Annotated in this window: 11 protein-coding genes; 4 read left to right on the forward strand and 7 right to left on the reverse strand. The window is 51.2% G+C overall.

Annotation, left to right across the window (positions count from 1 at the left end):
• The first annotated feature begins 4 nt into the window (after window positions 1-4).
• Window positions 5-1,066: a DUF354 domain-containing protein gene (locus HUTA_RS14955; protein ID WP_015788823.1), complete on the forward strand. Its 1,062-nt coding sequence runs from the start codon at window positions 5-7 to the stop codon at window positions 1,064-1,066.
• The gene (locus HUTA_RS14960; protein WP_015788824.1) at window positions 1,063-1,998 is read left to right on the forward strand and encodes a glycosyltransferase; all 936 of its coding nucleotides are present in this window, start codon (window positions 1,063-1,065) and stop codon (window positions 1,996-1,998) included. Before HUTA_RS14955 ends, HUTA_RS14960 begins: the two co-directional genes overlap by 4 nt.
• 78 nt (window positions 1,999-2,076) lie before the next feature.
• Here HUTA_RS14960 and HUTA_RS14965 read toward each other — a convergent pair whose 3' ends face one another.
• Window positions 2,077-2,202 carry a transposase gene (locus HUTA_RS14965; RefSeq protein WP_245529131.1) on the reverse strand — a complete coding sequence of 42 codons (126 nt, stop codon included), beginning with the start codon at window positions 2,200-2,202 and terminating at the stop codon, window positions 2,077-2,079.
• A gap of 528 nt (window positions 2,203-2,730) precedes the next feature.
• Here HUTA_RS14965 and HUTA_RS05215 point away from each other — a divergent pair.
• Both HUTA_RS05215 and HUTA_RS05220 read left to right on the forward strand, forming a co-directional pair.
• Window positions 2,731-4,401, forward strand: coding sequence for a hypothetical protein (locus tag HUTA_RS05215; protein ID WP_015788825.1), 1,671 nt, complete (start codon window positions 2,731-2,733; stop codon window positions 4,399-4,401).
• Window positions 4,402-4,791: 390 nt separating this feature from the next.
• The gene (locus tag HUTA_RS05220; RefSeq protein ID WP_169304881.1) at window positions 4,792-5,838 is read left to right on the forward strand and encodes a glycosyltransferase family 61 protein; all 1,047 of its coding nucleotides are present in this window, start codon (window positions 4,792-4,794) and stop codon (window positions 5,836-5,838) included.
• Window positions 5,839-5,944: 106 nt separating this feature from the next.
• Here HUTA_RS05220 and HUTA_RS05225 read toward each other — a convergent pair whose 3' ends face one another.
• From HUTA_RS05225 to HUTA_RS05250, 6 genes are all read right to left on the reverse strand, one after another.
• Complete coding sequence (locus HUTA_RS05225; protein ID WP_015788828.1) at window positions 5,945-7,429, reverse strand: hypothetical protein; 1,485 nt, start codon at window positions 7,427-7,429, stop codon at window positions 5,945-5,947.
• Window positions 7,426-7,902 (reverse strand): hypothetical protein, encoded by a 477-nt coding sequence (locus HUTA_RS15225; RefSeq protein ID WP_143920329.1) that lies wholly within the window; start codon window positions 7,900-7,902, stop codon window positions 7,426-7,428. The genes HUTA_RS05225 and HUTA_RS15225 overlap by 4 nt, the downstream gene beginning before the upstream one ends.
• 565 nt (window positions 7,903-8,467) lie before the next feature.
• Window positions 8,468-9,859: a sulfatase gene (locus HUTA_RS05235; RefSeq protein WP_015788829.1), complete on the reverse strand. Its 1,392-nt coding sequence runs from the start codon at window positions 9,857-9,859 to the stop codon at window positions 8,468-8,470.
• A 93-nt stretch (window positions 9,860-9,952) separates the two neighbouring features.
• Window positions 9,953-11,422, reverse strand: coding sequence for a flippase (locus tag HUTA_RS05240; protein ID WP_015788830.1), 1,470 nt, complete (start codon window positions 11,420-11,422; stop codon window positions 9,953-9,955).
• Between the two features lie 48 nt (window positions 11,423-11,470).
• A complete protein-coding gene (locus tag HUTA_RS05245; protein WP_015788831.1) occupies window positions 11,471-12,403 on the reverse strand; it encodes an alkaline phosphatase family protein in 933 nt (310 codons plus the stop codon).
• Between the two features lie 258 nt (window positions 12,404-12,661).
• A complete protein-coding gene (locus HUTA_RS05250) occupies window positions 12,662-12,907 on the reverse strand; it encodes a hypothetical protein (RefSeq protein WP_143920330.1) in 246 nt (81 codons plus the stop codon).
• Between the last annotated feature and the right edge of the window lie 149 nt (window positions 12,908-13,056).

Consider the following 13,056-nt stretch of genomic DNA (forward strand, 5'->3'; position numbering starts at 1 on the left):
CGGTATGTCTGATACGAATACAGCGTGGGTGGACCTGGTGAGTCCATCCCACCCATTCTTTTTCAAGTCACTACTGGATGAGCTCCCGGAACTGAATCGGAACGTGACTGTCCGACAGAAAACAGAAACCGTTGGATTGGCCGATTCTGCCGGATTTGATTACGACATTTTGGGTCGAGACTTCGATAATACATTCCTGCGAAAAGTTGGAATTCCACTTCGAACAATACAAGCGACACTTCAGGCCCCGGATGCCGACATCTCGCTGTCCTCCCGAAATGCGATGTGTGTCCTCGCTTCGAAGGCTCGTGGAATCCCCTCTATCCATTTCACTGATAACGATATTACGGCTCATGTGGATGGATTACACATTGAAAAACTGTACAATCGATTCGAAGCTCAAGCAACTCATAACGTCGTCCCAGCTGCATTTGATACCAATGAATTGACTCGCTGGGGAGCTACTTCTGAGCAAATCCACACGTACGACGGGTACAAGGAAGACATCTATATCGCCAACTTTGAACCAGATACAACGTTCCAAGACCAACTTCCGTTCAATGACTACATTGTGATCCGTCCCGAAGCACTAGGTGCCGCATACGTCGATACCGATCAATCGATCATCCCAGAATTACTTGAAAGAGCAACGGATGAAGGACTTAACGTAGTTTACCTCCCTCGCGGACGAGATGATGAAGAATATGCAGAGCCATTCTCATCTTCTGGTGTATATATTCCCTCGGAAACTTTGGACGGACTTCAACTCGCATGGTACTCGGATGGGGTTCTTACTGGTTCTGGAACGATGGCTCGAGAGGCAGCGTGTATGGGGATACCAGCTGTTTCCTTTTTCCCTGAGACTCCTCTTTCCGTAGATCAGGAGATGATTAACGATGGCATGATTTTCCATTCTCGTGACTCCCAGGCAATTGTTGAATTCATTGACTCACAATCTACACGAGATCGGGAAGCAGATATTTCTCGATCCGAAGACGTCCTTAGTGATGTTGTTGCTACGGTCAACTCAATAATCAACTCCGAAACCACCAAAAACGAACTATGAAAGTACTCAATCTGATCAATGCACGGAAGCCGTTTCTAATGGACCAGATTAATGCGTTGGAAGAAGCGGGTATAGAGAGTGACACGATCTGTGTTCCTGGTGATTTCAATGCTGACGGATCAGAATTCACAAGTCGTTCTATATTGGATTATGCTAAGTTTTATCCGAAAATACTATCCAAAATTTCAAATAAATATGACATTATCCATGCTCACTATGGATTAACCGCTCCATTTGCTCTGGCACAGCCATACCGACCAGTCGTTCTGTCGTTGTGGGGTCGAGATCTATTTGGTCCAGCCGCTCCGTTGAGTAAGGTTTGTGCTAGATTCAGCGATGAAGTCATTGTTCGAAGTGAGGAGATGCGTGAAGAGTTAAGCCAGCCTGCTCATATTGTCGAGCGTGGCGTTGATCTAGAGAAATTTGAGCCGATGGACCAAAAACAGGCACGAACAAAAGTCAACTGGTCAAAAGATGGGAAGCATATTTTATTCCCATACTCACCTCAACGAGAAAAGAAGAACTACCCACTTGCAGAAGAAGTTGTTGGAAAAGTAAACTCAATGTTAGACGAAAATGTAATTCTACATGCAATTTTTAATGAACCCCATGAGAAGATCCCCATCTATATGAACGCAGCAGACCTCCTCCTCATGACATCTCGCCCAAAAAGCGAGGGGTCACCAAACACTGTGAAAGAGGCTCTCGCTTGTAATACTCCAGTTGTTTCTACAGATGTGGGAAATGTGTCTGATCTTATTGGATATCTTCCGAATTATCATGTTTGCTATAGTACATCCCAGCTCGTTAGTAAAACGATTGCTGTTCTGAATGCAGAGACTAATGGAACTGGGCGTGAACGGGCCAAAGAGCTCTCTTGGTCGAACACCACGGATTCTCTACTCTCTGTGTATAGTTTGGCCAAAAGTTAGGTGAAAATATAAAGGAATTAAAAGTTCATTCTCAGTTAGATACGGCCAGATGTTTGGTTCGTCAATCGAGTTCAGTCCTCATGGAAGGTAGCTTTTCAGCGTCGAAAAATCTGGCATAAGACGGTACTTGAACCACTCTTGGAGCGGGTCCCAGCATCTTTCGATGGCGGACAATTCAGGGTGTTTTGGTGGGAAGTAACACACTTCGAGATCGTCCCCGCCTACGCGCGAGACCGAATTATCTCCGATAGTTTTTGATCAAGTGACACAGCGAGTTAGCTACGCCAAGAAGTGGTGCAAGCAGCTCCCTTACTTTCAGAAGATATCTTGAGTGATATTGCTACAGCCTGCTCCTCGTGACGGGCTTGGAACTCATCAGAGAGGAACTCGGAGGGAAACAGTGTAGTAAGCCGACGCATGATTCTCAACGAGGAGGCGTCAGTGTGCACAGCGGACACCTCTTCATTCCTCTCGAAATGTAGCCTCGATAAGCCGCTGCTGTCACGTGGTTCGTCTCTTAGCTAAAATCGGATCGGGGACCCCCTTGCACACGGTCATGAAAAACGGCGGTGACTTTACGAGCCCTTCTCGGACGATTGGTTTCGCTAGGCGATAGGTAAGGGGCGATTGGGTTGTTTGATACGTATCTGTTGATGTCTGGCATCGCCGTCACGGTTCGTTGACTAACTATAACCCAATGGTTATCTAAAAGCGGGTCATTTCCGTACGCAAATGCGAGCCAGGCGAGTTGCAATACTTTTCTCCATTTTGACTGTCTGGGTTGTGACGGCCTTGGTTATCGGTCTTAAGCTCTCTCCTATCGACGGGTATAAACTTTCACCCTACTCCTTCTGGTTACTCCCTCTCTTGGGGTTCGGACTTATCGCGTCATCCATTGCCACAATCTTCGCTCCAAAATCACCAGCACGATGGCTGTTACCAGCGTTCCCTCTCGTGATCGTCGCACTCCCAATCCTCCGAGGGTACTTCTACTTTGGTGAAGGCGACCCCCTATACCACCTCGGAGCTGTGCGACAATTGGTCGAAGGGAGCCTGCCCGCAGAGGCCGAATTCTACCCAGCCCTGCATTATTTAGCAACGATTACATTAGAGGTGACTGGACTCGAGGCGAGGCAATCACTCCTGTTGGTGATGGTCGTCGCGTTTGCTCTTTGGATACTCGCCGTCCCACTGTTGGCGAGGGCGGTGACCGGCACAAAACTCTACCTCGGAGTCATCGCTGCAGCCGCGCTACTGCCAATTACACCGATTTCGACGTTCCCGAGACCTCATCCAGCCACGGCCGCAATCTTTCTCACTCCCGTGATCTTACTCCCTGCATTTTTGCCGAAAATCTCCCGAAAGCAACGTTCGGTAGTTTATGTAACTCTATTCTTGGCCGCGATCCTCTATCACCCATTCGTTGCGCTCGTCACCGTGGGAATGATGTTCGTCTGGACAAACTGGGGAATCGGGGACTCACCGAGCGCACTCCGTCCAGCACTACTCGTTGGCTCTATCATCGCCGTCTTGGCTTGGTTACTACACTTTTCACAGTTCCAAGGGGCATTGGTCAGTTCGATTATCGGGATACTCCAAGGGAGTGTCGGAGCGGATACTGCAAGCAGAGTAGGATCGTTACAGATCCTCGGCCTGTCACTCGTAGAGTACGTGGCGCGAGTGGGCGGAAAATACCTCATTTTCGGAACTCTGAGCATCATCGCGGTCATCGCTTCGCTCCGACGTAGAAATTGGAAACTAGTCATCTTCACACTCGGGTCGGTGCCGGCGATACTCGGGGTCATCTTGTTCTTTTCAACGGGCAGTATCGGTCTCTGGACGCGCATTTTCGGCTTATTCATGCTCATTGGGACGATTCTCGCAGCGGTTGGGGCCTCCGAAGTGGGTGAGTTATTCGGTTCAGAAAATTCGAGAATTCGCCATACAGTATCAGCTTTGGTCCTGGTACTCGCCGTCGGGCTGGCTCTTCCCACAATCCTTCCTGCCCCCTATACACTCCAGGCCAACGACCAGGTCATGGAAAGCACCTACAGCGGGTATCACACGAGCTTCGAGTATGGAGACGATTCGACTCCATGGTACGAAATTCGATCGCCAGTTCGGCGTTATCACTCAGCGATCTACGGGCCTGATCAGACAACAGGTATGGAACTTGCATCCGGTCAAGGAAGGTACTCCCGAGTGCCAGACCATTTCAACAATCGGTCATTGGACGAAATCGAGGCGGGCTATCTAGCTACAACGTCCGCCGACTATGAACGAGATGTCAATCTGTTCGATGGGTTCAGGTATAACGAGACCGACTTCGAATATTTGTCATCTAGCCCCTGTGTGAATAAACTAATTGACACCGGCGGATTCTCTTTATACAGGATATGCTAAAGCGTGAACTCGATTGGTGGGCCCCAGAAGGTTCTACTACATGGGCAACGCCAACGACAAGCGGCTCGGAAATTTCGTTGACGGTCGGGAGACCAACAATTGCGATCCATCCATTACGGGCGACAGGAACGGCTCAGCTGTCTACATCGGAAAAGGATTGGACGATACACATGCCGTCAATGATAGTTTCTACAAAGCCGTCGCTGGCGCATGGACAGATCGGTTATCGATCACTGCTGAGGACTCGCAGACTAAGAGCCAAATTCGTGAGAGATAGTAACTTACATTAGCCCCATCTTATATTGCTGATGTATGATTGGGAGAAAGTACCTTAGTCAGGTTCTCAACCTTTCGTCTACCCTTCTATCTACGGTTGGGAAGCCGGTGGTGATGCAGCGTCCCGAACTGAAACAGTATGCACGGGAACGGGGTCAGTTATTCCACTTTGGTTCATCTGAGACCTATTCTTTCGGCCCGCCCCAATATCCCGACGAAGTGCTGTACTCCCTGCAACGCAGATTTGGCGAATATCAAACTCCGAAGCCGTTCGTAGCCGAAGTGCGCGACGTTTCACTAATCGGTCTCTATCCAATTCCGTTCAAGAGGGGAAATGCCCTTGTAGAACCTGTCGTCAGCGAACGGAACTTAATCCTCAATCTCTTCTATTCGGTTGTTGACTCACGCCTGCAACACCGCAGCCTGACGTCGAAGGATTTCGATTGCGCCTGCCTCCTATTCAACTCCCAGAGCCGGGGGGTGTTTCATTGGATGGTAGAGGACGCCTTGAGAGCCGAAGGCGTCCTGAGATACGAAGAGAAAACGGGTCGCCGTCCGACTCTTATTATACCCCCAAACCCGAAATCGTGGCAGACCGAGACACTGGAACTGCTTGGATTCGAGTCGGAAGACTGGGTCGAATGGGACGCTTTTAGAGGGAAGGTGGACCGATTGGTCGTCCCCTCCGTCCGGCGGATATACGATGATGGAGTGGTCTCCCCGGCACAAACGGAGTGGTTCAGTGAGCGGATGGTGGGCGGTGCAGAAGGCCAAGTGGAGGCTTCCAAAACCTCCTCACGGGTGTATATCTCCCGTGACGATGCCGGGAGACGTCGGTTGACGAACGAAGACGATCTTATGGATCAACTCGGTGATCTCGGGTTCGAACGCCACTATCTTGAGCGCATGTCCACCGCCCAGATCGTGAGCCTGTTCAATAACGCCAACATAATAGTCGCTCCTCACGGAGCAGGCTTGACCAACATCATGTTCGCAACGGATGCCAGCGTCATCGAACTGCGCCCCAACGACTCCTATTCCTGGGTATATTACGTATTGAGCGAGCAAAATGGACTCGACTACTGCTACGTGATGGGTGACGACGATAAGGAAGGAACGGACTTCCGGGTAGAGCCTGCGAAGGTCATTGATGCTCTGTAATGGAGGGCGAATGAGTTCTTGTTTTCCCCACTATGGACTGAAAAATAAATCCACTAAAGGATGCGAAAGTCCCGACTCTGGAGTAAGGTATAGTCCAGCGCTGTGATCAGCGGTAGGTCCCTTCCTCGCGAGTCTCCCGGACGGTTTGGATGTGGAGGTCCGCGTCCATTGAATAGTACCTGATGTCCCGCAAGTCAGGTTGGGGTACGAACGTATCCGTGGCCGTCCCTTGACTAGTCCCGTCGACGATCAATTCAACGCCTATGTTCCCGTTGCCGTCAATGTCTTTCGACCTCACGAACTTGATGGTATGAGACGCGGTATCAACGCTCCACGAGCCGGAGACGACCGTGCTGACACTCCCGGAATCAGCTTTCTCTAGGTTTACAGTCCCATCCGCAAACACCTTGATGCGCCAGAGGTTATCATTGTCGTCCACAATTGGCCGGACGGCGAAATAACTCGACGACGGCGTTACCTGGAACTGGTAGTCCCATCGCCAGGTGCCAGTCATCATCCGCGATATTCGGAAGGTAGTGATACTGCCGTCGGCTTGACGGACGCCCGGTGAGACGATATGCTTGCTACCGCTGGGGAACACCAACGCGCCGGATGTTGCCGACGGCGAGCCGACAATCGTCTTCCACTCGGGGTAAAAGCCGGCTCGTGACTCGTGCAGGGCGCGGTCGGTGAGTTGGCCATCTGCGAAGTCATCCGAGAGAGCGACCTTATTGTGCGCGTAGGTCCCGTCACGGTGGCGCAACGCGCCGCCGTTACCCGGGCTGATGTATCCAAGTTCTCCGTAGACCCCGTTATTGGTGTCGACCAATGTCGCCCCTCGGTTTACCTCGGCGACGTACTTCGAGAGGACGCCCGTGCAGCTATTGAGTTCGAGCTGGCACCCTTTCGAGATTAGCGCACCGGTACCGTAGTTGTTCGCCCCGAAGTCACAGTTGTTCAGTTCGACCCGGCAATCGGCGTGGGCGTTGAACGCGATGTCGCCGGTACCGTCTGGCATCGATAGCGGCGACCCAGAGGCGTCGAACACGCAGTTCTTGTAGGTTACATTCCCGACTTTCTGGAGGACGGTGCCGCCGATGGTGATGTCGCTGACGGTGGCTTGATCTGGTTCGCCGTCGATGACCGAAACCTGTAGCGTCTTGCTGATGGTGATGTCTGAGGGCCCCAATCCACTATCCGGACGGATTTTAAACGACTTGTCGTTATTGGGTTTGGCCGTCGATATTATTGGTGGGAATTTTCCCGTGCCATAAGTCCCACTACGAAGGGTGATAACAACGTCATGATTTTGGAAATAAGGGACCCGATTGGCGGCCTCTTGCAGCGTTTGCAGCGGGTTAGTTGAAGACCCGTCGTTGCTGTCGTCGCCGTTGACTGGGTCGACGAATAGCTCGATGTCCTCCGTTGTCACCAACGAACGCTTGCCTTCGTCCCATTGATTCTCTTGAATTGGTGTGTTGATTATGCGCTCTGCTCCCAGCTCTTGAAATTTGACTGGGACCTTTTCACCCGTTTCGGTATTATATCCGACGATCTTGCCGTTTTCATTCCGAAGTTCGATGTCAGTCATGAATCCCCCTCCAAGAGTCCGAGTCCGCCGCCTTGCTCAATGACGAGACGCCCAGTATTGTACCACTCGACCGCTTCGTAGGAGACGGCTGCCGATACCGTCTCGGTGTCACCGCTTGGAATGATAAGCCGCTGGAGCGGCGTCGGAGTTGCTGTAGGCGTCGAGGTCGGTGTCGGTGACGCCGTTTTCGTCGGGGTCGTTGTTGGATCGGTCGTTTTCATCGGCGTTTCTATCGCCGTACGTGTGCTTGTCGGCGCTGGTTCTGGTGGCGATGTTGCTGTTGGGGTGACTGTGGCAGTCCCATCTTCTGGAACAACGAGCGTCTCGGCCGCCGTTGGCTCTGGCGTCGTAGTTTCGTCGTCTTCATTGGTACTGAGGAACCCACATCCAGCAAGTGCCGTCGTAGAACCAGCGAGCGTGCTTGCAAGAACTGCTCTTCGTGTGACTAGACGCTGTTTTTTACCATCCACCATGATTATATGTAATAGGGTCAGGTGGTGTGAAAACTCTTACCATCGTCCCAATCCTCCTCCGAGGTGTCTTTGAGCTATACCCTCTGAATCTCATCGATTGTATTCCCTCCGCCGTTGCAGAAGTCTTGGGGATATCACTCAACTACGGGGAAGTCTATTGGTGGGCATGATCGGCTATTACCTAAGATTCGTCGACGGTGGCTCCGGGATAGATTTGGGTGAGAGTGTACCGACGGCGTTTTGGATGGACGAGAAACCCGCAAACTCGACGTTAGAATCAAAAATCAATTCATATAGAAACCGTGAGTGACTCTCATGGTTTCGCCTGTTCGACAACCTGCACTATGTCCTGTTCAAGAATCGGTCTTAAATCCATAGCCTATTGCTCTATCCTCACTCCACCACGACCGGCTCGCATTGCTCAACTACACTTCACTTCGTCCGTGGCACGAGCAATCAGTAGACCCATCCAGCATCTATATTCTCAAAAAATAGCGGGACCGCGACCGTCAGGAGCGCTCGTTGCTTCTTCCACTGTGGCGACGGCTGAATCGGTTCGTTCTCGTCACTCTTGGAGATATCCCAGTCCTCGAAGTTGTTTTTTCATTTGTTCGTCGAACTCGGCTTTTCGGACGTCTCCGACCGGTTCTCCGACATCTGTCTTCCACTCTTCGTACCGCTCCCTAAACTCGGCTACCAGGTCGGCATACTCGTCGCTTACATCGTTCGATTCATCGGGGAGATCGTAGAGGCGGGCACTTTCCTCAGAAACTTCGAATCGGTACGTCGGAGTGATCATCGACGTCACTGTAGCCTTCGGATAGTGAGAATCAGAGAAGTCGCTGTTGTGTTGTTTTATTTGCTCAAGCTTTTGCTCCGCCCTGTCCTGTCCACGTTGCACGAATGCGTACTCCCGAGGTGTATCACGAATATCTACACCAGCTGGCACTGAGTGGTCGACCCCTACATCCTCGAGGATCGTCTTCATGACGTCGCTGTGTTGAACTAATCCGGTGTCCTCGAGGCCCCGAATTCCTTCGACGGCCAAAGGCACGTTCGATACTTGCGTACTGGGTTCGAGCATGTGGGCGAGCAACCCTCGATAGCCGAAGAATTCTCCGTGATCGCCGGTCACGACAATGATGGGGTCTTGTAACTGTTCCCGAGCAGTTGAGATAATCTCCCCGGTCAAGTGATCCACGTACTCGACCAAGGCGTCGTACAAAACCCTCAGTACCTCCCATTCCGTCTCCGAATACGGATCATCGTCGGCGATCCGTTCGTGCAGGTTGTTGCTCATGTCTCGAGCGATTTCCTCGGCTCGTTCCACCGAGATAGAGAGATCCTCCGAAACCGCACTTTCCCACATTCCTGGCGGAATGTATGGGTGGTGGGAATCATTCAGGTGGGTATAGAGGAAGAGCGGGTGGTCCGCTCCCTGGGAATTCGAAATGTGGCGTTTAGCGATTTGTGTCGAGAGGTAACCGACACAATGCTCGTTAGCCGCCGTCGAGAGACCAATCGAATGGCTTCGAATTTTGGTTAACCACTTTATGACTGAGCGCAGTCCGGCTTCCTGGACGACGGTGTCCCTGTTAATGAAGTGGAATGCATCGAAGCCTCGACCCAGCCCAGTACTTTGACTGATTTGTCCATTGGACGTAACACAGGCCGTTCGGTAGCCTTGCTCGCTGAGGGATTCAGGGATTGTCGTAATCTGTTCTGGAAGCTTTGCCGAATTGGACCAGGTCCTGTGTGCTGATGGTGGATGTCCGGTCAATATGGAGGCAGTGGAAGACCGGGTCCAGATATCGTGTGAATGGCACTCCCCGAAAGCGGTTCCTATCTCGCCTACGGATTCGAGATGTGGCGTTTTGGCCCGGTCTGACTGAGAGAGGGAGGTGTGGTCTGCCCGTACGCTATCAAGCGTAACCCAGATTATATCAGAGTGTTTCATTTCGAGTCGCTTTCCCTACAGCGTATTTCTACACTGGATCTCTCACGTATTCAATGTACTGAAACCGTCGTGTAACGGTGCTACATAGACCGACTAAAATTGCAAACTGCTCTGGAGTTTCTCTCTCACCAGTTTGATGTCTTCACTTGAGAACTCTCCGATGAGGAACAACACCGCGAAATAGGAGAGTCCCCCAACTCCTATGTCGAGAAGCATCTCCGATGCTGGAGAGTTTCCTAAATCGAGTAGCATCAGGATGACTGCCATCACTACCGTTGCTACAGAACAGCGGACCAAGGTGATCCACGGAATCTCGAATCTGACTTCTTGGAACGAGACGTACAGGATCATAAAGAATAGAACTCCCTGTGCTGATAACGTTGCGATTGCCGCTCCTGACAGTCCCATCGTCGGTATCAACGTGAGATTCAGGATCACATTTACGAGCAGCGATAAGGTGACTGCAATCCCAATAGTTCGTGTTCGTTCGACGGAGGTCAGAATGTACCTCAATGGGTTGTCATATCCTTTGAGGAAGTAACCAAGAATGAAGATCGGCACAAGTGGGACGGCCTGTCGAGCTATTTCGGTGGTGGATATTATATTCAACAATGGCTCGGCGACGAGGACCAATCCTACCGCACCTGGAAATGCTAAAATGGTATAATACCGGAAAATGTACTCGTACGCTTTCTCTATCACTTCGTAATCTCCCTGGTCCCAGGCGCTTGCGATCGTGGGATACAGTGTGGAGTTGAAGATCCCAGTCAGGTTCACGATCGGTTTGCAGACTCTTTCAGCGACACTGTATATCCCAACAGGTGCTGGGCCGAGTAAGAACAGGAGAAAGTATTTGTCGATGTCAGCCAGCAGGGAGGATGACAGAGCCGCCGGTACCATGGGGACGCCGTACCGGATGTACTTTCCAACGTTGTGGACTTCCGGGCGGGGCAAGCCGCTATGTATGTATACGTAACTGAATATCCCCGCGTTCAAAAATACGGACACACCAACGATACCCCAGATCCCAGCCAGGATATTTCCTCCCAGCAGAAATATAATTGCGAGGGCTGTGACTTCCATTACGTTACGCAGGATCCGGACTCCCTCATATTGCTTGACAAAGCCCTTCGCTCGAGGGTGATTCAAGTTTACTTTCAACGGAATGCGGACTGCGATGAGGGTGCTCGTGGCGAATACCAGGTCGTGGGGAGTATCGAACCCGAATACAGTAGGAGAATACAGTGAGAAAATTACGCTTCCAATTGCTCCGATACCGAACGTCACCAACCCAATTAGTGTCGCGAGAGATAGCACGTCGCTGTAAGTTTGGTTGTTTGAGGGGTCTGATGAGGTGTATCTGATCAACGCACCATGTAAATGAACGCTGGCCGTCATGCTGACCATGGAAACTGCCGCGATGATGGTCACCCAAATCCCGTAACTATCTGGACCCAGCAAATTGACGATCAGGAAGAGGACGACGAATCCCCTCAGTATATTGATAATCGACAACAAAGCAGTAAAGGCAGAATCGGATAGAATCTTCCTTAGTACACTCATTTTTGAGAGCAGTCAACTCCGTTGTTCACTCAACTCAGTATCTGCCATCTATAAATAGCCGAGCGATTCGAGTCGGTCTTCGACCTGGTCTCCGTCGCTCGCTTCGGACTCCGACGTTTCGACTTCTTCGATCTCTCTGCTGCCACAGCCTTCGACTTCGAGCCAGGGGATGGCTACGAGCTCATCCGTGTAAATTCGTGAGGGGTGGCCCCATTCACGTATCGGAACTGGACGAGCCCGCTCACCGAGCATGTTCCCGTGGTCGGAGGTGACGACAACCCGCCCGAGATCCATCTCAAGTAGTTCCTCTATCGAATCAAGTACGAGTTCGAAGTTCTTCTCGTACGACTCGTGGATTGACTCGATATCGGCGTCTAATTTCCCCCGGAAAATACTGTTCCAGAGGTTGTAGCCCTCGGCGTGATCCTCACCGATCCCCCTCGTGGAATCGCCGATCTCGGACACTAAGAAGGGATAGTGCGGTTGGATGTAGTGGAAGATGTGGCGTTTCTTCGGATACTCGCTGAACGACTCGATACAGGCCTCTGTCATCCTATCCGGGGGAACTGTCCCGTCGTCTTCGTCCCAATAGGAACTGTCCCAGGCGTTGTTCACGTCACAAAACGTCACGTCGATCTCGTCCCGACGTGAACGGAGTTGGGGGGACGCCGTCGTATAGACCGTGTCCAACAGTTCTCTGCCGTTGAAGTTCCCGTAGAGGAACTGTGAAGTGTGTGACCCACGGGAGGTCCGTTGGTCGAGGTCACCTGCAATGGTATTTTGCTCTTCGAATAAGTCGTAGCGACAGGCGTCCAAGATGATCAGCGTATCCCACTCCGCGTCCATGATGTCCATCCCGTATTTGTTGTACTGCTTCCCGGACCGGAGGCCGTGGTAGTTCTTGTTCAGTTCCCGGAATAGGACGTTGGGACTCTCTTTAGTTTGCTTGAGTCCACGGATGAGTTGATCAAGGGAGTACATCTATTGAAGTTGAATTGTCAGGCGGTATTTCCTCTCACTCTCAGACGGAGTCATAAATCTCAAGTGTCCTTTGTGCTGGTGAATTCCACGTTAGGTCTTGGATAGACTGTCGGCCACCTTCATCGGTTCCATCGCTTGTGAAGACGTCCTTCACGGCGTTTACCAATGCTTCTTCTGAACAGACGGTGGACGCCTGCGAGCCAGTGATCAATTCGGCAACACCCCCGACATCTGTCGCCACGACTGGTGAATCACATTTCATATATTATTTGACAGTATTGAATGAACCTCTCTCTTGGAGGTCATGAGCAAAACGTCTGCTGCATTCCTGCAGAATGGGATTATCTCGTGGGGTTCGTTGCATTCGCTGTGGAGTTCGATTTCACGCTTTAATTCAATATTTGCGGATTCCACGACCTGCTGTGCAAGTGGATAGTTCTTCTTCGAGAGAGAAGGTGCGTAGGGGAAGAGAACGTGAGACTTTGTGGGATCCCAGCCAATCATATTCTGAACCTTCTGCTCCATCGGGTAAAACTTGTCGTGATTCAAACCCCGCTCTACAACGTATAATTCACCGTCGGTTTGATTAGCCATTTCTTGGTTTCGAACGATAACGGCATCAGCCAAGAAGGCACACTTCAGACTAACGAATC

It is taken from the genome of Halorhabdus utahensis DSM 12940 (genome assembly GCF_000023945.1).
Taxonomy (GTDB): domain Archaea; phylum Halobacteriota; class Halobacteria; order Halobacteriales; family Haloarculaceae; genus Halorhabdus; species Halorhabdus utahensis.

Coding starts and splice junctions, on each gene's coding strand:
- HUTA_RS05250 (WP_143920330.1), bottom strand. CDS start 12,907: ATGATTGGCTGGGATCCCACAAAGTCTCACGTTCTCTTCCCCTACGCA.
- HUTA_RS05215 (WP_015788825.1), top strand. CDS start 2,731: ATGCGAGCCAGGCGAGTTGCAATACTTTTCTCCATTTTGACTGTCTGG.
- HUTA_RS14960 (WP_015788824.1), top strand. CDS start 1,063: ATGAAAGTACTCAATCTGATCAATGCACGGAAGCCGTTTCTAATGGAC.
- HUTA_RS05235 (WP_015788829.1), bottom strand. CDS start 9,859: ATGAAACACTCTGATATAATCTGGGTTACGCTTGATAGCGTACGGGCA.
- HUTA_RS05220 (WP_169304881.1), top strand. CDS start 4,792: ATGCAGCGTCCCGAACTGAAACAGTATGCACGGGAACGGGGTCAGTTA.
- HUTA_RS05240 (WP_015788830.1), bottom strand. CDS start 11,422: ATGAGTGTACTAAGGAAGATTCTATCCGATTCTGCCTTTACTGCTTTG.
- HUTA_RS05245 (WP_015788831.1), bottom strand. CDS start 12,403: ATGTACTCCCTTGATCAACTCATCCGTGGACTCAAGCAAACTAAAGAG.
- HUTA_RS15225 (WP_143920329.1), bottom strand. CDS start 7,902: ATGGTGGATGGTAAAAAACAGCGTCTAGTCACACGAAGAGCAGTTCTT.
- HUTA_RS14955 (WP_015788823.1), top strand. CDS start 5: ATGTCTGATACGAATACAGCGTGGGTGGACCTGGTGAGTCCATCCCAC.
- HUTA_RS05225 (WP_015788828.1), bottom strand. CDS start 7,429: ATGACTGACATCGAACTTCGGAATGAAAACGGCAAGATCGTCGGATAT.